Raw genomic sequence first — 25,235 nt, 5'->3', positions numbered from 1 at the left:
TTAATTCTTTTCAATTACTTTAACTTCAACAGCTCCTGTACCTTCGAAAAAAGAAACTAGTTCTGCTTCGTTATTATTTACGGCAACTTCCATTAAAAAATGGTCATCTGTTGTTCTTACATCAGGATTCTCAGCTTGTTTAAATGGCCATAATCTACTTCTCATATAAAAAGTAATAACCATTAAGTGGGCAGCAAAAAATACAGTCAACTCAAACATAATCGGCACAAAAGATGGCATATTCTGAATGAAACTGAAACTTGGTTTACCACCAATATCCTGTGGCCAGTCATGAATCATAATATAACTCATCATGAATGTTGCAAAAGAAAGACCAACACATCCATATAAGAAAGAACAAATTGCTAATCTTGTTGGTGCTAAACCCATAGCTTTATCCAACCCGTGAACTGGGAATGGAGTAAAAACTTCTTCAATATGATGATGAGCAGCTCTGGTTTTCTTTACTGCATCCATCAAAATATCATCGTCATTATAAATGGCGTATATTACTTTATTACTCATGATGTGAATCTTTATTTGCTCTTTCTCTAATGTAATTATCTCCTGTTCCTTTCAAAATTGTTTTAACCTCTGCCTGAGCAATTACAGGGAATGTTCTAGAGTATAATAAAAACAATACAAAGAAGAAACCAATCGTTCCGATGAAAATTCCAATATCAACAAATGTTGGTGAAAACATTGTCCAAGAAGATGGAAGGTAATCTCTATGTAAAGAAGTAACAATAATTACGAATCTTTCAAACCACATTCCGATGTTTACAACAATCGAAATAATAAATGAGAACATGATACTTGTTCTTAATTTCTTGAACCACATAAATTGTGGAGAGAAAACGTTACAAGTCATCATCGACCAATATGCCCACCAGTAAGGTCCGGTAGCTCTGTTTAAGAAAGCATATTGCTCATATTCTACTCCTGAATACCAAGCTACAAATAACTCAGTAATATAAGCTACACCAACAATCGAACCTGTAATCATAATAATGATATTCATTAATTCGATATGTTGTAATGTGATATATGCTTCAAGATTAGAAACTTTTCTCATAACGATCAGCAAGGTGTTTACCATTGCAAATCCAGAGAAAACCGCTCCGGCAACGAAGTACGGAGGGAAAATTGTTGTATGCCATCCAGGGATTACAGAAGTAGCAAAGTCCATCGATACAATCGTGTGTACAGAAAGTACAAGAGGAGTAGCTAAACCAGCCAATACTAATGATACTTCTTCAAAACGCTGCCAATCTTTAGCTCTTCCGCTCCATCCGAAACTTAGGATAGAATATACTCTTTTTGTAAAAGGAGTTACCGCTCTGTCACGTAGCATTGCAAAGTCAGGCAATAAACCAGTCCACCAGAAAACTAATGACACCGAAAGATACGTCGAAATTGCGAACACGTCCCAAAGCAATGGTGAGTTAAAGTTTACCCATAAAGATCCAAATTGATTTGGAATAGGTAAAACCCAGTATGCTAACCATGGACGTCCCATGTGAATAATTGGAAATAAACCTGCTTGTACTACTGAGAAGATAGTCATTGCTTCTGCAGAACGGTTAATAGCCATTCTCCAACGTTGACGGAAAAGTAATAATACCGCAGAAATTAATGTTCCAGCGTGACCAATACCAACCCACCAAACGAAGTTCGTGATATCCCAAGCCCAACCAACTGTTTTATTTAATCCCCATGTTCCAATACCGGTAGATACGGTGTAAATTATACAACCTAACCCCCAAAGGAAGGCTATTAATGCGATTGAAAATACAATCCACCAATGTTTGTTTGCAGGACCTTCAACAGGTGCAGCTACATCTACAGTTACATCGTGATAAGATTTATCACCTATAACTAAAGGTTTTCTAATGGGTGCTTCGTAGTGAGACGACATAATCCTTTATATGTTTCTTAATTAATAATTTATTCTAAGTATTTCTAACTTTAACATGGTAAACCACATTAGGTTTTGTTCCTACATGCTCTAATAAGTGATATGATCTTTCATCAGCTGCTAATTTAGCAACTTTACTTTCTTTATCATTAACATCACCAAATATCATTGCTCCAGAAGAACAAGCGTTAGAACAAGCTGTTTGGAATTCGCCATCAGCAACTGGGCGACCTTCGTTTTTAGCTTTTAATTTAGTAGCTTGTGTCATTTGAATACACATTGAACATTTTTCCATAACACCACGAGAACGAACGTTTACGTCTGGGTTTAACACCATACGACCTAAATCGTCATTCATGTGATAATCGAATTCACTGTTTTTGTTATACAAGAACCAGTTAAAACGACGTACTTTATATGGACAGTTGTTTGCACAGTAACGAGTACCAACACATCTGTTGTATGCCATGTGGTTTTGACCTTCACGACCGTGAGATGTTGCAGCAACTGGGCAAACTGTCTCACATGGTGCGTGATTACAGTGCTGACACATTACCGGTTGGAATGAAACTTGTGGATTATCTCCAGCTTTTTCCATTTCATTAAATGTAGATAATGAACTAGATAAACCAGCAATATTTTCTTTTCTTTCGTTATCACCTTCAAAAGTACTTTCAGAAGAATAATATCTGTCAATACGCAACCAGTGCATATCACGGCTTCTTCTTACTTCTGCTTTTCCAACAACCGGAACGTTGTTTTCAGCATGACAAGCAATAACACATGCTCCACATCCTGTACAAGCATTTAAGTCGATTGAAAGATTAAAGTGATGTCCGGCTGTACGATCAAATGATTCCCATAAATCGACAGTAGTAGCTTCAACTTCCTGGTGATCTAAAGATACCATTGGTTTTTCATTCCAATGTTCAGCATCTTTAGTATTAAAGATTTCAAGAGTAGTTTCTTTAATAATATCTCCTCTACCCATTAATGTTTTTTGTCCCTGAACACAAGCAAACTCATGCACTCCATTTGCTTTCGCAATAGAAACAGACTGAACACTATTGAAGTTTTTATATAAAGCGTAAGCATTTAAACCTACAACCATTTCTTCTTTTAAAGCCGCTTTACGACCATAACCAACTGCTAAACCAAGTGTTCCAACAGCTTGTCCTGGTTGAACAATAACCGGAACATTCTCTAATTTTGAACCATCAGCAGTAGTAATTGTAGCATAACTTCCGTTTAAACCTCCGTTAGCAACAATTTCATTTGTCAAGCCAAGTTTTTTAGCATCAGCATTAGAAACTGTAACATAGTTATCCCAAGAAACTCTTGTGATTGGATCCGGAAACTCTTGCAACCAAGGGTTGTTTGCTTGTTGTCCGTCACCTAAACCTGTTTTAGTATACAACACTAATTCAAATTCTCCTGCAGCTTTTGATTTTGAAACCGCATTTGCAGCAGTAGCATAATCAACAGAACCTGCAGATAATGCAGTCGAACCAATTACAAAAACACCATCATGTAAAACTTTATTCCAAGAAGAACCTGCAATAATCCCAGCTGAACTAGCTTTAAGATAATCGTAGAAAGTTCCGGAAACTCCATTTACTGATAATAAAACGTCTTGAAATTGTTTTGTATTGAATATAGGACGAATAGTTGGTTGAGTTAAACTATAAGTTCCTTTAGTAATCTCTACATCACCCCAAGATTCTAAATAATGAGGAGCCGGAGCAGCAATTGTAGTAACTGAAGCAGTTTCATCTTCTTTTAAAGAAAAAGCAACTGAAGTTTTTACTTTTTTCAATCCAGATACAAAAGAAGCTGAATCAGCTAATGTATAAACCGGATTAATACCACTCATGATTAAAGTATGAACACTTCCAGCATTCATATCTTTTATTAATTGAGATACAATCGCATTAGAACCTTTTCTAATTTGTCTTGTACCAGCTGTATTAAAAGCTTCACTAGCCAATACCTGATTGATAGCTAAAACTAATAATTGAGCATTTTTATCTTCAATTCCAGATACTAAAACTCCTTTAGAACCAGCAGCTTTTAACTGTTGAGCAGCTTTAGTAACTTCTGTTTTAAATTTGGCATCTAAAGAAACCGGAACAGAAGCACCTGCAATAATATTATAAACTAAAACTAAAGCTTGTTTTTGATCTGCCGGAGTCATTGGAATACGTTTATCCGCAGCAGCACCAGACAATGTCATGTTTGATTCGAACTGAAAGTGACGTGACATTTTTCCGTTTTGAGGAATACGTCCCTGTGCATATCCTGCATCGTATCCACCACCTTGCCAATCTCCTAAGAAATCAGCTCCAACAGACACAATTAAAGAAGCTTTTGAAAAATCGTAATCAACAAGAGCTCTTTCTCCGTAAACTGTTTCAAATGCATCTAAAGCTTCCGAAGAAGAAACAGCGTCATAAACAACGTGTTTTGCATTTGGGTTTTTAGCAATAAATTCCCCTATTAATTTCTCAGTAGACGGACTTGCTAAAGTATTTGTCAGCAATACCACTTGTCCGCCTTTTGCTTTTGCATCAGCAAGACTTGATTTTATTTTCAAATCAACAGCAGACCAGCTACTATTTTTTCCATCCAATTTAGGTTCTTTCAAACGCATGCTATCATATAATGATAAGATAGACGCATGAATTCTAGCATTGGCTGAAAACTTAGCTCCAGAAATAGTATTGTTATCAATTTTAATTGGACGACCCTCACGAGTTTTTACTAAAAGGTTAGCAAAATCAAAACCATCAAAAACAGTAGTTGCATAATAATCAGCAACACCAGGAATGATTTGTTCCGGTTGTAACACATATGGTATAGACTTGTGAACAGGACCTTCGCAGGCAGCTAGAGTTACCGCTGCAGTACTAAATCCTACGTACTTTAAAAAGTCACGACGTGAAGTTCCAGATTGAGCTAAAGCATCTGCATTCCCTAAGAATTCTTCTGTAGGAATCTCTTCAACGAATTCGTTATTTCTAAGCGCCTCAACAATAGAACTATTTTCTAGTTCCTCAACACTTTTCCAGTATTTTTTGTTTGATGACATTGTATATAAATATTAAAATCTTAATAATTCGATTAATAGTGGCATTTACCGCATTCTAAACCTCCCATTTGCGCTGCAGTCAATTTTTCTACACCGTATTTTTTAGAAAGTTCAGCATGAATTTTATCATAATATGCATTTCCTTCCATCTTAACATCAGTTTTTCTATGGCAATCAATACACCATCCCATTGTTAATTTAGAGTATTGCTTCATGATCTCAAATTCCTGCACTGGGCCGTGACAAGTTTGACATTCAATTCCTGCAACAGAAACGTGTTGAGAGTGATTGAAGTAAACAAAATCAGGCAGATTATGAATACGAACCCATTTCACAGGCTGTGTTTTTCCGGTATAAGCTTGTTTCGCCTTATCCCATCCAACAGCATCGTATAATTTTTGAATTTGAGCATCGTAAAATGCTTTGCTGTACTCAGGAGTAGCAGTAGTTTCAGCAACTTCAGAAATATTTTTATGACAGTTCATACAAACATTCAAAGAAGGAATACCAGCAGTTTTACTCACACGAGCAGCAGAGTGACAATATTTACAATTGATCTCGTTATCTCCTGCGTGAATTTTATGAGAATAGTGAATTGGCTGAATTGGCTCATAATTTTGATCAACACCTACTTGCATTAAGTAAGCATACACAAAATAACCACTCGCCAAAAGCAAGAATATAGAAGTAACTAGTACCAAAAATTGGTTTTTAGCAAAGGCTTTCCAAATTGGAGTTCTAGCTTCTTTTGGAGCAACTACAATACCATTATTTCCTGCTACTTTAGTTAATACTTTGTTCACCATGAACAACATAACAACTAAAATTGCCATTACAAGAGCAAGAGCTCCTAAAATAATGTTATTAGAAATTCCGCCACCTTCAACGTTTGTTCCCGGAGGCGCAGCAGAACCAGGGGCACCAGCTGCAGGCTCAGCTTTTACTTCAGAAGTATAAGCGATAATATTATCAATATCACCTGTAGACAATTGAGGAAAAGGAGTCATTACAGACTTATTGTTTTCTTCAAAAAGTTTTACAGCAACAGCATCACCTGATTTAATAACTTCAGAACTGTTGTGAACCCACTTGTAGATCCAAGCCATTTCATGCTTTGCAGCAACTCCTCTTAAAGCAGGACCTGTTGATTTAGCATCTAATTTGTGACATGCAGCGCAATTTGCATTAAAAAGTTCCTTCCCTTTTACTGGATCACCACCTGCAGCAGCAGCCGGAGCAGCAGCTTCAGGTGCCGCCGGAGCAGCAGCATCTTGAGCAAATGAAGTTAAGGAGAAAATAAGCGTTAGCGATAAGCTAAGCAGCAATTTTCTTGAGATCGAATTATGGTTACCCACCTTTTTCATATAGTATAATAATTATCTACTAATTTTTGGTATGATTTTTTCTGTAATAAATCAGTAAAAATCGAATACCCTCTTTTAAAACTTGCACAAAAATACGACTTATGAACTATTCTCAAAACCTTAAAATACTCTTAAATATCAATTTATATCAATTCTAAATAATATCAAAATTTTTAATACAAACTTTAAATACTATTTTTGCATAAAAACCATCACATTATGAGAATTTTAACCCTTTCAAAAAGCTTTTTCTTAACATTAACTATGTTTACTTTAACATATAATATTCATGCTCAAGACCAAAATTTAACACTAAATCAGGACCCAAAATTTGAGCAGTTACTAAACGACAAGCGTAAAATTAACACGTCATTAAGTACAAACGACACTTATAAAATTCAAATATTCAGTGGAAAAAGCGAAGACGCCAAAAAGACCTTAAATGATTTCAAAAGAGAATATAGTGATATTGACGGGACTATAATTTTTAATACACCAAACTACAAAGTATTGGTTGGAAACTTTAAAACCAGAATAGAAGCAGAACGAATTTTGGCGGACATAAAAAATAAATACAAAAGTGTTTTTTTAATCAAGCCAGGCAAATAAAAATATACCCTTATTAATACAAAAAAGCGAGATTTTAGTCTCGCTTTTTTTTTATACCTAAACTAAATATTGAAATCATACTCTTTTGAAATACGCTGTAAAATCAATTTTTCAAGTATTTAGAATTCAAAAATCAAGTCATTAATACAGTCTAACCATTAAATTAACGACTGTCTTAAACGATCATTCACATAACGATTGCCAATCTAATACAACAAAAAAACCTCTGTAAATCGATTAAATCTACAATTGAGGAAAAACGACTTATAAATATCCACTTTTATATTTTAAACTTTCTAAATTGACAAGTGACAAAGTAAAAGTTAAACCCAAAAAAAAAGTCCCAATTTTCATTGGGACTTTTTAATATAATTATTGAATATTATTTCAATTTCTTTTTGATAGCAACTTCATGGTACGCTTCAATAACATCTCTTTCTTCAATGTCATTATATCCTTTAATCTGGATACCACAATCGTAACCTTTAGAAACTTCTTTAACGTCGTCTTTGAAACGTTTTAAGGCTACAAGTTCACCTGTATGCACTACTACTCCGTCTCTGATAACTCTAATTTTAGAAGTTCTCATAATTTTACCATCCATTACCATACAACCTGCAATTGAACCAACTTTAGAAATTTTGAAAATCTCACGGATTTCGGCAGTTCCTAAAATTTCTTCTTTCATCTCAGGAGCTAACATTCCTTCCATCGCGTCTTTTAAGTCATCGATAGCAGCATAGATAATAGAATAGTAACGAATATCGATTTCTTCTTTATCTGCAAGTTGTCTTGCATTTCCTGCAGGACGAACGTTAAATCCGATAATAATCGCATCAGAAGCAGAAGCCAACATAACGTCAGTCTCTGTAATTGCTCCAACACCTTTATGGATAATATTAATTTGAATTTCTTCTGTAGAAAGTTTAGAGAACGAATCTGATAATGCTTCAACAGATCCATCAACGTCTCCTTTAAGGATTACGTTCAATTCTTTAAACTGACCAAGAGCGATACGACGACCAATTTCATCAAGTGTAATATGTCGTTGTGTACGTACAGATTGTTCACGCATTAATTGAGAACGTTTCGATGCAATTTGTTTTGCTTCTTTTTCATCTTCAAAAACGTTAAACTTATCACCTGCAGTTGCAGCACCGTCAAGACCTAAAACAGATACTGGAGTCGAAGGACCTGCTTCTATAACAATATGCCCTCTTTCATCATGCATCGCTTTAATTTTACCGTGATGCTTTCCAGCTAACATATAATCTCCAACTTTTAAAGTTCCGTGTTGAACTAAGATTGTTGATACATATCCTTTTCCTTTATCTAAGAAAGCTTCAACTACAGTTCCCTGAGCTGCTTTATTTGGATTAGATTTTAAATCTAAAATTTCAGCTTCTAATAAAACTTTTTCTAGTAATTCTTTTACTCCTGTTCCAACTTTTGCAGAAATATCATGTGACTGAATTTTTCCACCCCAATCTTCAACAAGTAAATTCATTCCTGCTAAACGCTCTTTGATTTTCTCAACATTAGCATTTGGCTTATCAATTTTATTGATTGCAAATATAATTGGCACTCCCGCAGCTTGTGCGTGAGAAATTGCTTCTTTTGTTTGTGGCATGATATCATCATCCGCAGCTACTACAATAATGGCAATATCGGTAACTTGAGCTCCACGTGCACGCATCGCGGTAAACGCCTCGTGACCCGGAGTATCTAAAAATGCAATTTTCTGACCATTATCTAAAGTAACTCCGTATGCCCCAATGTGCTGTGTAATACCTCCAGACTCACCAGCGATAACATTTTCTTTACGAATATAATCCAGTAAAGATGTTTTACCGTGATCGACGTGACCCATTACAGTAACGATTGGCGCTCTAACTACTAAATCTTCTTCTCTATCTTCAACTACTTCAATAGCTTCTTCGATATCAACAGTAATAAATTCAACTTCGTAACCAAATTCATCTGCTACGATTGTTAATGTTTCAGCATCTAAACGCTGATTCATCGTAACCATGATACCAAGCGACATACAAGTTCCAATAACCTTAGTAATTGGCACATCCATCATGATTGCAATTTCACCAACCGTAACGAATTCTGTAACTTTAATAGTTTTACTTCCTTCGTCAATTGCTCTTTGCTCTTCATCAGATTTCTGACGGTGCGTATCTCTTTTATCTCTTCTGTATTTAGCAGCTTTTGATTTTCCACCTTTACCCTGAAGTTTTTCAAGAGTCTCTCTAATTTGGTTTTTTACCTCCTCTTCAGTAGGCTCAACTTTAGCAACAATTGCAGGACGGTTTCCTTTTACAAAACCTGGTCTTGCGCTTCTGTTAGCATTAAAACCTCCACCACCAGTATTTGGAGTGATTTTATTTGGGTTTGGAGTTCCCGGCGCATTACCTGTAGCAGGTTTTGGTGCACCCGGCGCTCCCGGTTTAGGAGCAATTCTTTTACGCTTATTTTTATTGGCGTTATTTCCTCCGGCTCCCGGAGCTCCTGGTTTATTAGGAGTTATCTTTGGATCTTCTTTCTTTTTCTTAGGTTTATTAAATTGAGATAAATCAATTGTTTGCCCGGTAAGTGTAGTTCCAGATAATTTTTGATATTGCGTAGTGATTGTTTCCTCAGCAGTTGCAGGATCTGTTGAAACAACAGGTTCTTGCGCTACTTTAGGATTCTCAGCTTTTACTTCTTTTTTCTCTGTAATAATAGGTTTTTCTACCTTTTTCTCTTCAGAAACTACAGGAGCAACAACTGGCTCAGGCTGTACAATTTCTTTTTGAACAGGTTTTTCTGGTTGAGTTGGAGTAACAACTGCTTTCGGTTCTTCGACTTTAGCCGGTTCCTCAACAGGTGGTGTAGAAACAACTGTAGGTTTCTTTGGATTTAAATCTATTTTACCAACTTGAACAGGTCCGGTTACAACAGCTCTCGCTTTGATAATCTCTTGTTGTTTTTGGCGTTCTTCGTCTTGTCTGCGTTTGTCTTCAATTTCTTTTTCACGCTCAACACGCAAAGCTTCTTTTTCTTTTCTTTTCTCTTCACCAACTTCTTTAGAAGCCTCTTTATTCCCCTTATCGCCCGCAAATTGGCTTTGTAGGATATTAAATTCGCTATCAGAAATTTTCGCATTTGGATTTGCATCAATAGCAATTCCCTTATCTTTTAGATAATCAACAGCTCTTTCTAACGAAATATTTAATTCCCTTAAAACCTTGTTTATTCTTATTACTCTCTCTTCAGACATATAACCTTTTTATTATTACCTTTTTCGTTGTGTTGTTAGAGCAGATAACTAGCTATCAAACTCTTCTTTTAGTATTTTCATAACGTCAAGAATAGTTTCCTCTTCTAAATCCGTTCTTCTTACTAAATCTTCTACTTCTTGTTTTAAGATACTTCTAGCTGTATCTAAACCAATTTTTGCAAATTCCTCAATAACCCAGTCTTCGATTTCATCTGAAAACTCTGTTAATTCAACGTCATCATCTTCTCCGCTTGCAACATCTCCTTCTCTGATAACATCCAGCTCATAACCTGTTAACTGACCCGCCAGTTTAATATTGTGACCACCTCTACCAATTGCTTTAGAAACTTCTTCTAATTTCAAGAAAACTTCGGCTCTTTTATTTTCTTCATCAATTTTGATAGAAGAAACTTTTGCAGGGCTTAATGCTCTTGTAATAAACAATTGAATATTACTTGTGTAGTTGATTACGTCGATATTTTCGTTTCCTAGTTCACGAACAATTCCGTGAATACGAGATCCTTTCATACCTACGCAAGCTCCAACAGGATCAATTCTGTCATCATACGAATCTACTGCTACTTTTGCTTTTTCACCAGGAATACGCACTACATTTTTAACAGTAATCAAACCGTCGAATACTTCAGGAATTTCTTGTTCAAATAATTTTTCCAAGAACTTTTCAGAAGTTCTGGACATAATAATTTGAGGTTTGTTTCCTTTTAATTCAACGCTTTCAATAATTCCACGAACATTATCTCCTTTACGGAAAAAGTCAGATGGAATTTGTTTTTCCTTTGGAAGCACAATTTCATTTCCTTCATCATCAACCAAAATGACTACTCTAGGACGTACGTGGTGTACTTCGGCAGTATAAATATCACCAATAATATCTTTAAATTGTTTGTAAAGATTAGTATTATCGTGTTCGTGAATTTTAGATATTAAGTTTTGACGCAAAGCCAAAATAGCTCTTCTTCCTAAATCGATCAATTTAACTTCTTCAGAAACTTCTTCACCAATTTCAAAATCAGCTTCGATCATTCTGGCCTCTGTCAATGTAATTTCTTCATTTTCAAAATCAAGATCTTCGTCAGCAACGATTACTCTTCTTCTCCAAATCTCCATATCTCCTTTATCAGGATTTATAATAATGTCGAAGTTATCATCAGAACCGTATTTTTTCTTTAGTGCATTTCTAAACACGTCCTCTAAAATTGCCATAAGCGTTACACGATCAATAAGTTTATTATCTTTAAACTCTGAGAATGAATCGATTAATGCTAAATTTTCCATGCGAATTCTTTAATTAAAATGTTACTGTAACAATTGCCTCTTTAATTTCTGTATAAGGTATTTGTTGCTCTTTTTGAACTGTTTCTTTTCCTTTTCCTACTTTTTTAGGTTCTCTTGCTTTCCAAGACAAAATTATAAAAACATCGTTAGCTTCTACTAATTCTGCTTCAATTTTTTCAGTTTTTGTAGTAACAATCAATGTTCTACCTATATTTTTCTTGTATTGTCTTGTTAATTTCAAAGGTGATCCTACTCCAACCGATGCTACTTCAAGAGAAAAATCTTGCTCTTCGCGATCCAGATTATTCTCGATTGCACGGCTAATATCAATACAATCCTGCAGCGCAACCCCATTATCACCGTCTAAACCCACACTAATTTTAAAAGAATCCGAAATAGATAAATCAATCAAAAAGATTGACGGCTTTTCCAGAAGAGCCTCAGTGATTAGTTCGTTTACTTTTTCTTTAAATGTCATAATTTTATAAAAAGAGGGGACACTTAGTCCCCTCATTATTTAGATTTTAATAAATAACGGTGCAAATATAGTGTTTTTTTTATAAATCAAAATAAATAGATGGCGAAGAAAATATTTCTTATCTTTATAAGAGTATTAAAACAAAAGAATTTATCTTATTTAATCCCAAAAATTATGAAACGAATTTTAGTACCTACTGACTTCTCAGAACACGCAGAAGACGCCTTAAAAGTTGCCTCACAAATTGCAAAAAACAATGATTCGGAAATCATTATTTTGCATATGCTTGAATTACCACATCAAATGAGCGATGCAATAACAGGCGGAGCAAGTATTCCTGAAACCATGCTTTTTATGAAAAAAGCAAACGAAATGCTTGACGCAATCTCATCAAGACCTTATCTGGACGGAATTCCTGTTACTGAAATTGTAAAAATGGATAAACCAATTCACGGCATCATACAAGTTAGCAAAGATTACAATGTCGATTTAATCATCATGGGATCGCATGGATCTTCTGGCATTGAAGAATTACTGATTGGCTCTAATACTGAAAAAGTGGTTCGTAATTCTGAAATTCCGGTTTTGGTTATCAAAAAAGACGTAACAAATTTTAATGCTTCAAATATTGTTTTTGCCTCAGATTTTACACACGAAACAAAAAAACCATTTGAAAAACTGCTGAACTTTATTCAATTTTTCGATTCAAAAATACATTTGGTTACTATTTGCACGCCAAATAGTTTTAAACCAACTCACGTTATCGAAAACGCCATGAAAGAATTTATTTCAGAGTTTAATCTAACAAATTATTCAACCCATATTTATAACGATACCAATATAGAAAAAGGAATTATTAATTTTTCGAACAGTATAAATGCTGATATTATTGGAATGTGCACACACGGAAGAACCGGTTTTGCTCACTTTTTTAACGGAAGTATTAGCGAAGGTTTAGTTAATCATGCTGTTCGTCCCGTTATTACTTTCAAAATATAAATAAAATTACATTTCAATTTATTTCGCAAAAGCCTCTCAATTGAGAGGCTTTTTTATTTATACAATCTATTTTTTATTAACGAAAACGCTACTAATCCCATAGCTTATTTGGTATCTTCGCAATCCTAATAATTTTCAAATTAGAATTTTCGAAAAACTTTTGCCCGTGCAAATGGTGGCGGTATTGGAAACAACTGCAACGCTCTGAATAGCGTAGGACACCTAAAATGCGCGGGCTTCATGTTTTCCTAAATATTCGCTATTGCGATTACACACCAAATATTCTATTATTCGATTTTATAATAAAACACTTACAAAATATTCTTTTATTTGATATCTTCGCAGTCCTAAAACTTTCAGAGCATAAAATTAACAAATTTTAAACTCTTAAAATTATGATTACAAACAATTGTTCAAATGAAACCGAAGCTAAACTAGCAGATTTTTTTAAGATTATTGATCCCGCAACTTTAGCAAAATCAATACGGCAAATAAATCATCTCTTGGCTCTAAGCTTAATGAGAGAATGCGAAACTCTTGAACTCGAGAAAAAAAATGTAGAAAATGGTTATTATTGGCTCAATGAACTGGCAGAAATTTTAAATCCTTATTTAGATGCTGAATAATTCCGATATTTAAATTATTGCACAAACCCCAACTTTACAGGTTGGGGTTTTTTATTTATTGAGCTTTTTAACAAAGTGCAATTGAGCTTTCTAACAAAGTTAACCATGTTGTTAATCCAGATCTTTGTCAAATAAATATCATAAATAAAAACATCATGAAAACAATAGACAAGATTTACATTAACGGAGAGTTTGTAACGCCACAAGGAACAGAATATTTTGACCTTATTAGCCCAACTACAAACAAAATACTTGGAAAAGTGCTTTTAGGAAACCAAAAAGATACTCAAAATGCAATTGCAGCAGCTAAAAATGCTTTCGAAACTTTTTCTAAAACTACAATTGAAGAAAGAATTCAATATTTGAAAAACATGCAAGCTTCAATCGAAAAAAGAAAAGAAGATTTCATCAATACAATGGTTGAAGAATACGGAGGAACACTTCAATTTGCAACTATAAGTTATGAGTATATGTTAAAGAGTTTCAACTCTGTAATTGAATTATTAAACACCTACAAGTTTAGCAAAATCATGGGAGAATCTGAAGTTCAAATGACATCAATTGGCGTTGTTGGAATCATTATTCCGTGGAATTCAAGCAATGGTTTTATCTGCAGTAAATTATCAACCGCAATAGCCGCAGGATGCACAACTGTAATAAAACCAAGCGAAATGAGTGCGCAGCAAACGCAATTAATTACAGAATGCCTGCACGAAGCCAAGTTGCCAAAAGGCGTTTTTAACATCGTGAATGGTCTGGGAGAAGTTGTTGGAGCCGAAATAAGCCGTAATCCCGATATTGCAAAAATTTCATTTACAGGTTCTACCGTGGTTGGAAAAATTATCGCAAAAGAAGCCATCAACACCATGAAACGTGTTACGCTGGAACTTGGAGGAAAATCTCCAAATATTATTCTTGACGATGCTAATTTTTCAGAAGCAATTCCGCTTGCAATGGCCGCTGCATATATGAACAACGGACAAGCGTGTATTGCCGGAACAAGATTGCTAGTGCCTGAAAGCAAATTAGACGAAGTTAAATCTCTTATTAAAAATATCGCAGCCACTATTATTGTTGATGATCCTAAAAAAGAAACCACTTCGGTTGGACCAATGGTTAGCGCAAAACAATACGAACGTGTTCAAAATTATATTCAAACCGGAATTGATGAAGGTGCAGAAATCTTAATTGGCGGTTTAGGAAAACCCGAAGGCCTGGAAAATGGTAACTTTGTAAAACCAACTGTTTTTGTACATGTAAAAAACAATATGCGTATTGCTCAGGAAGAAATATTTGGTCCCGTACTTTCTGTTATTACATACAAAACAGAAGAAGAAGCAATTAAAATCGCAAACGACACAACATACGGATTACAAGCTTATGTAAGTTCTTCAAACGAAGAAAGAGCCCATAAAGTTGCTTCACAAATTAATGCGGGACGTGTGCAAATAAACGGAATTAAACACGATCCGATGGCGCCTTTTGGCGGATTTAAACAATCAGGAATAGGCAGAGAATTTGGCATACTTGGTCTTGAAGCGTATCTTGAACCAAAAGCCTTAATTAGATAAATCGCAAAATACAAGATCTGAAAATCATTAAAAAGATTTTCAGATCTTTTAGTAACTTTACATTATGACAGCAAATACAAAACCAAAAATATTATATTCCTGTTATTATGCCCGCAGCCGCGAAGGCGAACATTTTATACCTGAACATGTTTTTAGTTATCAGATTTCGGGAGAAATGATCGCTTCAGACAGCAAAAACACGTATCATTTAAAAGCGGGAGATTTTCGTTTAAGCAAAAGAAATCATTTAGCAAAATTCACTAAAATTCCACCCGAAGGAGGTGAATTTAAATCGATCTCACTTTTTTTAGATCAGGAAATTTTACGCGAAATAAGCAGCGAATACAATATTACCACACACAAAAAAGCAGATTCAGAAGCTATGATTCAATTACCTCCTGATCCGTTATACAAATCTTTTATAGAATCGCTAATTTCTTATCTCGACGTAGAACAGGATAATAATGAAGCTTTATTTAAATTAAAGATAAAAGAAGCCGTACATCTTTTGATTAAAGTAAATCCCGAATTAAAAAATATTCTTTTTGATTTTACTGAACCCGGAAAGATCGATTTAGAAGCTTTTATGAACAAGAATTTTCATTTTAATGTTCACTTAAATCGTTTTGCTTATTTAACAGGCAGAAGCCTTGCTACTTTTAAAAGAGATTTTGAAAAAGTATTTCAACAAACACCCGGAAAATGGTTATTAAACAAAAGATTACAAGAAGCTTATTACTTAATCAATCAGGGAAACGCGCCATCAAATGTTTATATAGGAGTTGGCTTTGAAGATTTGTCGCATTTCTCATTTTCATTTAAAAAGAAATTTGGCGTAGTTCCCTCCTCTTTACTTTCTAAATAGTTTTGTTTTAATCGCAAATTTTACCGCAGAGTAATTTTTTTCTTTCCACACAGGTTTTGGAATTGATCGTTTTGGAATTTGGTATTTTAAAAATTTGGTATTTTCCCAACATTAACTTTATTACATAAAAAAAGCCTCTCGATTGAGAGGCTTTTTATGTTGGTCTACTAGGACTCGAACCTAGAAAGACTGCACCAAAAACAGTTGTGTTACCATTACACCATAGACCAGCAGTGCGGTTAAGCGAGTGCAAATTTAAAGCTTTTTTTAGTTTGCGCAAACTTTTTGATAAAAATTTTTCATTTTTTTTGATTTTTTTTTCTTCAAAACAGCTAATATTCTCGCAAGTATTTCACAAACAATGCGTTACTTTTACCAAATAGTTTTATAGAATTTTTTGTTAATGCTCGTTTCTTTACACAAAAAAACATTTTCTTTGTAGGATAGAAAACGTACAAATTATAACACCTAAATATGGCACAATTCAATTTCAATAAATGGAATACAATTATTGGTTGGTTTGCATTTGCAATCGCTTTAATTACTTATACACTAACTGTTGAACCTACCATGAGCTTTTGGGATTGTGGCGAATATATTGCCACAGCCGCTAAACTAGAAGTGGGTCACCCTCCGGGAGCGCCTTTGTTTCAAATGATGGGTGCGTTTTTTGCCATGTTTGCCATAGATAAAGAACATGTTGCGGTAATGGTAAATATGATGTCTGTATTTTCTAGTGCATTTACAATTTTGTTTATGTTTTGGTCTTCATCAATGATTTTGAAAAAAATCGTAGCCCGTTTTGCCGAAATTAATAAAGATAATGCAATTGTAATTTTAGGAAGTTCTTTTGTTGGAGCTCTTGCTTTTACTTTCTCAGACAGTTTTTGGTTTAATGCTGTTGAAGCAGAGGTTTATGCCATGGCATCGTTATTAATTGCATTGCTTCTTTGGCTTGGATTACGTTGGGAACAAGATATGGACGAACCTAAAGGAAACAAATGGTTATTAATCATTTCTCTTGTTATTGGTCTTTCATTTGGAGTTCACTTTATGGCTTTATTGACCATTCCGGCAATTGGTTTTCTTTACTACTTTAAACATTACGAAAAAGTTACAATCAAAAATTTCATTATTGCCAATGTTGTTGTAATTGCAATTTTGTTATTTATATTCAAACTGCTTCTTCCGTTAACGATGGCTTTCTTTGGTAAAACCGAAATATTCATGGTAAATGATATGGGATTGCCTTTTAACTCAGGAACTATTTTTGTTGCACTGGTTTTTATTGCATTCTTTTATTTTGGATTAAAATTCACCAAACAAAAAGGACTTGTTTTCTATAACACTATTATTCTTTGTATTCTTTTCATCCTTATTGGTTTTTCTACCTGGATGATGCTGCCGGTTCGCGCAAATGCCAATACGGTAATTAATGAAAATAAACCATCCGATGCTACCGAGGTTTTAGCGTATTATAACCGTGAACAATATGGTGTAAATCCATTGTTTTACGGACCACAATACACAGAAGTTTTTGCCGGTTTAGATGCAAAAACACCTTATTTAGACAAAAAACCAAACTACGAAAGAGATTATAAAACAGGTAAATATATCATTACCAACAATTATAAAAATGCCGATCAGAATACGGATGACAATCAAAAAACGATTCTGCCAAGAATGTGGAGTACCGAAACAGGACACATTCAAAACTATATCAATTTTACACATCCTCCGCAATTCAAAATAAATCCTAATTATCCTTATGAAGATGATTTAGGAAAATACGGAATTGACGCCAGCCAATTAAGCGAAGAAGAATACGATAAAGCGACTGCTCAATTGCGTAATGAAGTTGAGAAAACAGTTTCTGAATTTAGAAGAGCTTATGCTCAAAAACAAATTGACAACGAAGGTTACGTTAAATTCTTAAAAAGCTACGGTGATTATTTAATTATCGAAAAACCAACAACGGTTGATAATTTCAGTTTTATGGTTGAATATCAATTTGGCTATATGTACTGGAGATATTTAATGTGGAATTTTGTTGGACGCCAAAGTGATGTTCAGGGAAAATACGACAATTTAGATGGTAACTGGATTAGCGGAATCAAACCTCTTGACTCATTACACCTTGGATCTCAGGATAATTTACCTTCGGATGTTTTAAATAACAAAGGAAGAAACGTTTATTTCTTCTTGCCGTTTATTCTTGGTCTTATTGGTTTAATGTATCACGCAAATAAAGATCTTAAAAGTTTTTATGTGCTTTTAGCATTATTTTTATTTACAGGTATTGCTTTGAAAATATACCTGAATGAAAGACCTTTTGAGCCTCGTGAAAGAGATTATGCACTTGTAGGATCATTTTATGTATTTGCCATCTGGATAGGTTTTGGAGTCTACTCCTTATATGAAAGCATTCAAAAATATGTCGCGCCAAGAATTGCCGGACCTATTATTATTGCCGGAAGTTTACTAGCCGCTCCTATTTTAATGGCGTCTCAAAACTGGGATGATCACGACAGATCTAACAAACGTACAGCAGTTGCAATGGCAAAAGCTTACCTTGATTCTTGCGATAAAGATGCTATTTTATTCACGATTGGAGATAATGACACTTTCCCGTTATGGTATGCTCAGGAAATTGAACATTTTAGAACCGATGTAAAAATCGTAAACACGAGTTTGTTTATGACAGATTGGTACATTGACCAAATGAAAGCCAAATCATACGAATCTGAGCCATTACCAATTTCATTTAAACATGAAGAATATGTGGGTGATAAATTGGATTATGTAGCACATATTCCAAAAATAGAAACACGCTGGAATATTAATGACTTTATTAGTTTTATTAAAAATCCAAAATCGACTGTAGGTTTACAAAACGGACAAACGATTCATTTTTATCCAACAAATAAAATCAGAGTGAATGTTGACAAAGCTTTAATTATTAAAAACAAAGTTGTCAACTCTAAATACAACGATTCTATTGTTCCATACATGGATATTGATATTAAAGGAAGCGCGATTTACAAAAACCGCTTAATGATGCTTGATATTTTGGCTAACAATAACTGGAAACGTCCTATCTATTTTAGTGGCGGTGCTTTTGATGATGAAGATTATTTATGGCTAAAAGATTATTTGCAATTAGACGGAATGGTGTACAAATTAGTTCCTGTTAAAAATGTTCCGTCAAAAGATGGCGGACCAATGGATATGGGACAAATTGATGCCGATAAAATGTACGATATTGTCATGAAATGGGATTGGGGTAACAGTGACAGCAATAAAATTTATCACGATCCAGAAACAAGAAGAAACAGTATTACCTACCGTACAAACTTGTCTCGCTTAATGTATCAGCTTATTGAAGAAGGAAAAATTGACAAAGCTAAAAACATTATCAACTTAGCTGTAACAAAAATGCCTTTAGACAAATTTGGCTATTACTCTTTAGTAGAACCATTTACAGGAGGATATTATCAAGTTGGAGAAAAAGCAAAAGCACAGGATTTACTTAATAAGTTAGTTCAGAAATATAGAGAAAACTTAGATTATTATAAAACTCTAACTCCCGGAGACCAAACCGATTTAGCAATGGATATTATTACAGATATCGAACGTTACAGAAGTTTACTGCAGGTTATGCAGGAAAATAAAGATTTAGCTTTCTATGAAAAGCATAAAGCGACTTTTAACACCTATGTAAATATCTTCGAACGCTTTGGCAGAGAAAAAGAATAATAAGATACGAAAAACAATTTAATTAAAAAAATGTAGCATTATTGAAAAATAGCGCTACATTTTTTATTTTTACATATATCTAAAATCATTTCAAAATGAGCTTTTATTGGGTAAAGACAAATTCATTCATAAAAAGGGTATTTTCTAAATACTGTTGGGATATTCCGAACAATGAAAAGAAAATATACCTAACATTTGATGATGGCCCTACACCGGAAGTTACAGATTGGGTTTTATCTGAATTGAAAAAATTTGACGCAAAAGCCACTTTTTTCTGCATTGGAAAAAATATAAAAGCCAATTTATCTTTATTTGAAAAATTAATCACCGAAGGACATTCAATAGGAAACCACACGATGAATCATGTTAACGGCTGGAAAAGCCATACAAATGACTATATCGAGAATGTAAAAAACTGTGCTGCTATTTTAGAAGAAGAAAAAAAGACTGAAACCTTATTATTTCGTCCTCCTTACGGGAAAATTAAAAAAGAGCAATCTAAGATTTTGCGAAATCTTGGCTACAAAATAATAATGTGGGATGTTTTAAGCGCTGACTTTGATCAAAGTATTACACCAGAAAAATGTCTTGAAAATGTTACTAAAAATGTAAAATCAGGAAGTGTAATTGTTTTTCATGATAGTATAAAAGCTTCACAAAATTTAAAATTTGCGTTACCTAAAACACTTCATTTTTTAAAAGAAAATGGATTTGCTTTTGATATTATTCACTAATATCCCTGAAAAGTATTCTTTATACGCTAAATTGTTCCTGAACAATTCCAATAATAGTATTCGCATCAAGTTCTCCGGATTGTCTCCAGATCATTTGTCCTTCTTTATAAATCATTAAAGTAGGAAGTCCTTTAATACGCAATGCTTCAGCCAGTTCCTGATTTTTATCTACATCAATTTTAATCACTTTGGCTTTATCGCCAAGTGCAGCAGCAACATCTTTAATAACAGGATGCATTGATACAGATGATTCGTTCCAATCCGTGTAGAAATCGATTAACACCGGAACTTGAGCGTTTATAAGTTCTCCAAATTTTGACATAAAACCAAAAATTTAATTCTTTTAATCTTTTAAAAAGAGATAATTAATACAAATGTAGCATTTTTAACGAATTAAGCCACATTGTTGCCTTTTTTTAGTTCAATAACCGTTATTTCCGGCATGATACCAACGCGTCCCGGATAGGCATGAAATCCAAAACCACGATTAACATAAATATATCTTCCTACATTTTCATAAAGGCCAGCCCATTGTTTATAAATGTATTGTGCCAGACTCCATTTAAAATATCCCGGAATTTCGATACCAAATTGCATACCGTGTGTGTGTCCTGATAAAGTAAGATGAAAGTTTTTAGGATGTTCTTTAATTTCAGCTTCCCAATGACTTGGATCGTGGCTCATTAGAACTTTAAAATCGTCCTGATGAACATTTTGCGAAGCTTTGTTTAAATCTCCCGCTTTTTTAAAATTCACGCCCCAGTTTTCAACACCAATAAGCGCAATTTTATCATCGCCTTTTTGAATATATATATGTTCGTTTAATAAAAGCTTAAATCCTATTTGACCATACAGGCTTTTTATTGCCTGAAAATTATCGTTTTTTTCTTTTTCAGAAGGCCAGGTTACATATTCGCCGTAATCGTGATTTCCTAAAACCGAAAACTTACCATATTTAAAATCTTTTATTCTATTAAAAGTACTTAGCCATGGATTCATTTCTACTGCATGTGTATTTACAATATCACCCGTAAACAAAATCATATCGGATTCCTGCCCATTAATCAAATCAACAGCATAATTTATTTTTTCAGGATTATCGAAACTTCCGCTGTGAACATCTGAAATCTGAGTGATTTTAAAACCATCAAAAGCGTCTGGTAAATCAGGAAAAAAGACCGTTTGCTTAATTACCTTAAAATTGTATTTACCTTCGAAAATTCCGTAAATTAAAGATAAAAACGGAACAGCTGCCAAACCTAAAGCGATCTGACTAATAAACTTTCGTCTATCCGGCATCATTTCTTTTCTTGGAGCATTGTACATGAAATAATTTAAAAGACTTGCTCCAATTCTAAAAATATCTTCTCCAAACATAACAAGCGTCAGAACAATTTTTGGTACATAAACCAACAGCATTAAACCCATTGTAAACATGGTTTGTTTGGTTTGCCCAACAGAACGATCAAATTGTGTAAATGAATAGATGATAAAAATTAAAAGCAGTAAGCTTATAACCTGATAACTAACCAAAACCCATCTTAATTTAATTAAGGTACGAAAGGCTTGATAAGAATAAAATTCAATAAATAAAAAAAGGGCACAAAGAATTATAAAACGAATTATCATGTAGGTGTAGTTTTAAGCAAAGTAACAAAGAATGAAAATTTTATTGCTTTTTATTATCAAAAATTTAACTCAAAAAGCAAAACAAAAAGCTGATAGATTTCTCTATCAGCTTTTCTCAGACTAAAAATTATCATTGTTAACTAATTTCATAAACCAAACCAACAATTTATGAACCCAAAATGAAAATCAATCTTTATTTTTTAGCTTTTGCAGCTTCTGGCTTCGCAGCTTCTGTTTTTGCTGCTTCCGCTTTTTTCTCTGCTTTTTCAGCTTTCTTTTTTGCGTGTTTTGAAGCTTTAACCTCTTTTGTAGGAGTTGTTTGAGCTGGAGTTGTTTGAGCGTTTACCATTGCTGTAGTTCCTAGAACTGCTATAGCAAGCATTAATACTTTTTTCATGATTTTAAGTTTTATGATTATTATTATTTCATTATTTATAAGCCAAAGATATAATCGCTAAATGAAGAAGAAATGAAGAAATTATCCTATTAAAAGAATTAACAATTAATTGGCTTTTACAACACTTGAAAATAATAACATAAATGTAGTTCCGGCATTTAAAGTCGAAGTAACTTTAATTTCGATATGGTGAAAAACAGCAATACTTTCTGCAATAGCAAGACCCAGGCCTTGTCCGTCCTGATCAGAGCTGATTCTTGTAAAACGATTGAAGATTTTTTGTATTTGGGTTTCATCCATCCCAATTCCTGAATCAGAAATTGATAAAAAATAATTCTGGTTTATAAATCCGTCACTAACCTTTACACTTCCGTTTTCACGGTTGTATTTTATAGCATTGATAACCAGATTATAGAGCAAAATATGGATTAACGTTTTATTTCCTGTAAAATGAAAATCGTAACGTATTTTATTTTCAAACTTTAGCCCTTTATCTTCTATTCGATCCTGTAAATCTTCGTATAAACTGTTTACGATTTCATTAAAGTCGATACTTTCAATAGCTTCATATTGATTGTTTTCTATTCTGGAAATCAATAATAAGTTGTTAATGATTTTCTTCAGCATGTCCAGCGTTTTAAGCGAGCTGGCAATTTTATCAATCGCATTATCATTTAAAGAATCATTTTGAAGTAAATTCTCGAGTTTGTTTTTTAATAAAGCAATTGGCGTTAAAAGTTCGTGCGAAACATTGGATATAAATTGTTTTTCTTTTTTAAAAACCGTTCCAATACGATCCATCATTTGATTTAAAACTAAATCCAGCTCTCTAAAATCTCTCGATTTTGCTTTTATCGGTGTATAATCAAAAACTTCAGGCTCGTTTACACGCCTAATTTTAGTGTCGATAATTTTATAGAAAGGTTTAAGCAAATATTCAATATAAACGGTATCTGCCAAAAAAGTAGCCAAAAGAATAATAACCAGAACAATAATAATAAACAGCCTGATAATAAAAGTAAGATCTTTTACTTCGCTAAGACTGCTGCCAATTTCCAGTTGATAATCTTCATTTTCGTAGGTAAAATGATGCTGTAGAATTCTGTATTCATTTTCTTCACCTTCAATAATTCGATAATCATTACTAAAACTTGTTTTTTTTTCATGCGCTTTAATAGGCATTCTTGACAAAACCAAAAATTCGCTGTGCAAAGTCGAAAACTGAGAATATGTTTCGGTTGAATCATCAGCATTTTCGATAAAGTCATTAATTTCTTTTTGATTTAAATGATCTATGAATTTTTTCTTTTTTTCGAGCAATCCATTATTAATATGTTTATAAACCACACTTTGTACCAAAATTGGTAACATTAACCATAAAACTAAAATCACCAACAAACGCGTTAGTGCATTAAAAATGGCCAATTGGTGTTTTATTTTCACAATCTGGTGTATTTATTCGTTTATGCGATACCCTACATTTCTTACGGTTTCGAACCACTCAATTGCCGTGTGTTTATCGAGTTTTTTTCGAAGATTTCGAACATGAACATCAATAAAATTAGAATCTGAATTAACCTCCAGAATATCACCCCAAATATGTTCTGTAAGCTGCAATCTTGTAATTACCCGATTTTTATTCAATACCAAATATTGAAAAATATCAAATTCTTTTTTCGTCAGATTAATAGGGATTTCATTGTAACTGACTTTATAATCCTGCAATTGCAATGAAAAACCATGTATCAGTAAATCATTCAAAGTAAAACCATGCATTCTTCGAATTACCGCAAATAATCTGGCGCTAAGTTCCGTCAAAGCAAAAGGTTTGGTCAAATAATCATCGGCACCAAGATGCAACCCGTTTATTCTGTCGTCAAGTTCTCCACGAGCCGTGATAACAATCACTGCAATTTTTGATTTGGTTTTTCTAATGGTTTTCAAAACCTCAAAACCATCTCCGTCCGGCAAACCAAGATCGAGCAGCATGGCATCATAATCGTTGCTGTTTATTTCTTCTAATGCATCGCTGCAAGTATTCGCGATTTTGCATATATAACCTGCATTGCACAAAAAGTCGTAAACCTCGACAGCAAGTTCCTTATTATCTTCAACAATTAAAATATTCATAAGCACAAGTTCTAAGCGCAACTAAAATTAAGCAATTCTAAAAAGTCCGGTTGCCAATTATTAAAAAATTAACGAATCAAAAAAAAGCTGATAAATTTCTCTATCAGCTTTCTCCATAATTACCCTTTCTGTTTTGCTGCCCTTACAATTCTTCGATAGCAAAACAAAAACAATATTATTTGGTTGCTTTTGCAGGTTCTGATTTAGACGCTTCAGATTTAGAAGCTGTTTTTTTATCAGATTTTGCTTTTTTGTCAGCTTTGTTTTTTGGGTGTTTTGTTGCTTTAACTTCTTTTACAGGAGCTTCTTTTCCTTTTGCAGGAAACGCACTAACCATTGCACTTGTTCCTAAAACTGCTACTAATAACATCAATAAATTTCTCATGATTTCTACTATTTAAAAATTATTACTTTTTATTTTACAGATCAAATTTACCCTCACAAAATGAAGACAAAATGAAGAAAATACCTATCCTGAATAATTTAACTTGACATTAACGGTTTGCG

20 protein-coding genes and 1 tRNA gene are annotated in these 25,235 nt (G+C 33.7%); 7 read left to right on the top strand and 14 right to left on the bottom strand.

The genetic code is table 11. The features are described 5' to 3' along the window. From OLM54_RS19565 to OLM54_RS19550, 4 genes are read right to left on the bottom strand one after another with little or no spacing between them, the layout of a single operon-like run. Positions 1-525 (bottom strand): DUF3341 domain-containing protein, encoded by a 525-nt coding sequence (locus tag OLM54_RS19565; protein WP_264536218.1) that lies wholly within the window; start codon positions 523-525, stop codon positions 1-3. Then, complete coding sequence (gene nrfD / locus OLM54_RS19560; RefSeq protein WP_264536217.1) at positions 518-1,918, bottom strand: NrfD/PsrC family molybdoenzyme membrane anchor subunit; 1,401 nt, start codon at positions 1,916-1,918, stop codon at positions 518-520. Before nrfD ends, OLM54_RS19565 begins: the two co-directional genes overlap by 8 nt. Positions 1,919-1,952: 34 nt before the next feature. Next, positions 1,953-5,006 carry a TAT-variant-translocated molybdopterin oxidoreductase gene (locus OLM54_RS19555; protein WP_264536216.1) on the bottom strand — a complete coding sequence of 1,018 codons (3,054 nt, stop codon included), beginning with the start codon at positions 5,004-5,006 and terminating at the stop codon, positions 1,953-1,955. Positions 5,007-5,038: 32 nt separating this feature from the next. After that, positions 5,039-6,370, bottom strand: a complete 1,332-nt coding sequence (locus OLM54_RS19550) for a c-type cytochrome (RefSeq protein ID WP_264536215.1) — start codon at positions 6,368-6,370, stop codon at positions 5,039-5,041. A 219-nt stretch (positions 6,371-6,589) separates the two neighbouring features. Here OLM54_RS19550 and OLM54_RS19545 point away from each other — a divergent pair, with 219 nt between their 5' ends. Then, complete coding sequence (locus tag OLM54_RS19545; protein ID WP_264536214.1) at positions 6,590-6,979, top strand: SPOR domain-containing protein; 390 nt, start codon at positions 6,590-6,592, stop codon at positions 6,977-6,979. 382 nt (positions 6,980-7,361) lie between these two features. On the opposite strand, the gene infB is transcribed toward OLM54_RS19545, so the two are convergent. The 3 genes from infB to rimP are packed head-to-tail and all read right to left on the bottom strand — an operon-like array spanning position 7,362 to position 12,021. Next, on the bottom strand, positions 7,362-10,247 hold the full coding sequence (infB, locus tag OLM54_RS19540) for a translation initiation factor IF-2 (protein ID WP_264536213.1): 2,886 nt from the start codon (positions 10,245-10,247) through the stop codon (positions 7,362-7,364). A 48-nt stretch (positions 10,248-10,295) separates the two neighbouring features. Next, positions 10,296-11,543 carry a transcription termination factor NusA gene (gene nusA / locus OLM54_RS19535; RefSeq protein WP_029271964.1) on the bottom strand — a complete coding sequence of 416 codons (1,248 nt, stop codon included), beginning with the start codon at positions 11,541-11,543 and terminating at the stop codon, positions 10,296-10,298. A gap of 13 nt (positions 11,544-11,556) precedes the next feature. Continuing rightward, positions 11,557-12,021, bottom strand: coding sequence for a ribosome assembly cofactor RimP (gene rimP, locus OLM54_RS19530; protein ID WP_264536212.1), 465 nt, complete (start codon positions 12,019-12,021; stop codon positions 11,557-11,559). 174 nt (positions 12,022-12,195) lie between these two features. On the opposite strand from rimP, the gene OLM54_RS19525 reads away from it, so the two are divergent. The 4 genes from OLM54_RS19525 to OLM54_RS19510 all read left to right on the top strand — a co-directional run bounded on the left by OLM54_RS19525 (position 12,196) and on the right by OLM54_RS19510 (position 16,082). After that, positions 12,196-13,020 (top strand): universal stress protein, encoded by an 825-nt coding sequence (locus OLM54_RS19525; RefSeq protein ID WP_264536211.1) that lies wholly within the window; start codon positions 12,196-12,198, stop codon positions 13,018-13,020. Positions 13,021-13,415: 395 nt separating this feature from the next. Further along, positions 13,416-13,646, top strand: a complete 231-nt coding sequence (locus OLM54_RS19520) for a hypothetical protein (RefSeq protein ID WP_264536210.1) — start codon at positions 13,416-13,418, stop codon at positions 13,644-13,646. A gap of 155 nt (positions 13,647-13,801) precedes the next feature. After that, entirely contained in the window at positions 13,802-15,217 is a 1,416-nt protein-coding gene (locus OLM54_RS19515; protein WP_264536209.1) for an aldehyde dehydrogenase family protein, read from the top strand. 64 nt (positions 15,218-15,281) lie between these two features. Next, the gene (locus OLM54_RS19510; protein WP_264536208.1) at positions 15,282-16,082 is read left to right on the top strand and encodes a helix-turn-helix domain-containing protein; all 801 of its coding nucleotides are present in this window, start codon (positions 15,282-15,284) and stop codon (positions 16,080-16,082) included. Between the two features lie 159 nt (positions 16,083-16,241). On the opposite strand, the gene OLM54_RS19505 is transcribed toward OLM54_RS19510, so the two are convergent. Beyond that, positions 16,242-16,312, bottom strand: a tRNA-Gln gene (locus tag OLM54_RS19505). A gap of 244 nt (positions 16,313-16,556) precedes the next feature. Here OLM54_RS19505 and OLM54_RS19500 point away from each other — a divergent pair. Together OLM54_RS19500 and OLM54_RS19495 are read left to right on the top strand one after the other, a co-directional pair. After that, on the top strand, positions 16,557-19,838 hold the full coding sequence (locus OLM54_RS19500; RefSeq protein WP_264536207.1) for a DUF2723 domain-containing protein: 3,282 nt from the start codon (positions 16,557-16,559) through the stop codon (positions 19,836-19,838). A gap of 95 nt (positions 19,839-19,933) precedes the next feature. Beyond that, positions 19,934-20,572: a polysaccharide deacetylase family protein gene (locus OLM54_RS19495; protein ID WP_264536206.1), complete on the top strand. Its 639-nt coding sequence runs from the start codon at positions 19,934-19,936 to the stop codon at positions 20,570-20,572. A gap of 19 nt (positions 20,573-20,591) precedes the next feature. Here the strand turns inward: OLM54_RS19495 and OLM54_RS19490 are convergent, their stop codons facing one another. The 6 genes from OLM54_RS19490 to OLM54_RS19465 form a co-directional block, all read right to left on the bottom strand. Further along, positions 20,592-20,894, bottom strand: coding sequence for a thioredoxin family protein (locus OLM54_RS19490; RefSeq protein WP_059117840.1), 303 nt, complete (start codon positions 20,892-20,894; stop codon positions 20,592-20,594). Positions 20,895-20,965: 71 nt separating this feature from the next. Then, positions 20,966-22,201: a metallophosphoesterase gene (locus OLM54_RS19485; protein ID WP_264536205.1), complete on the bottom strand. Its 1,236-nt coding sequence runs from the start codon at positions 22,199-22,201 to the stop codon at positions 20,966-20,968. Positions 22,202-22,394: 193 nt separating this feature from the next. Further along, a complete protein-coding gene (locus OLM54_RS19480) occupies positions 22,395-22,598 on the bottom strand; it encodes a hypothetical protein (RefSeq protein ID WP_264536204.1) in 204 nt (67 codons plus the stop codon). A gap of 105 nt (positions 22,599-22,703) precedes the next feature. Then, positions 22,704-24,041, bottom strand: coding sequence for a sensor histidine kinase (locus OLM54_RS19475; RefSeq protein WP_264536203.1), 1,338 nt, complete (start codon positions 24,039-24,041; stop codon positions 22,704-22,706). 12 nt (positions 24,042-24,053) lie between these two features. After that, positions 24,054-24,728, bottom strand: coding sequence for a response regulator transcription factor (locus OLM54_RS19470; protein ID WP_264536202.1), 675 nt, complete (start codon positions 24,726-24,728; stop codon positions 24,054-24,056). Between the two features lie 175 nt (positions 24,729-24,903). Then, positions 24,904-25,113, bottom strand: a complete 210-nt coding sequence (locus OLM54_RS19465; protein WP_264536201.1) for a hypothetical protein — start codon at positions 25,111-25,113, stop codon at positions 24,904-24,906. Between the last annotated feature and the right edge of the window lie 122 nt (positions 25,114-25,235).

It is taken from the genome of Flavobacterium sp. N1736 (genome assembly GCF_025947065.1).
GTDB lineage: Bacteria > Bacteroidota > Bacteroidia > Flavobacteriales > Flavobacteriaceae > Flavobacterium.
This window is presented reverse-complemented; position numbering and strand designations above follow the sequence as displayed.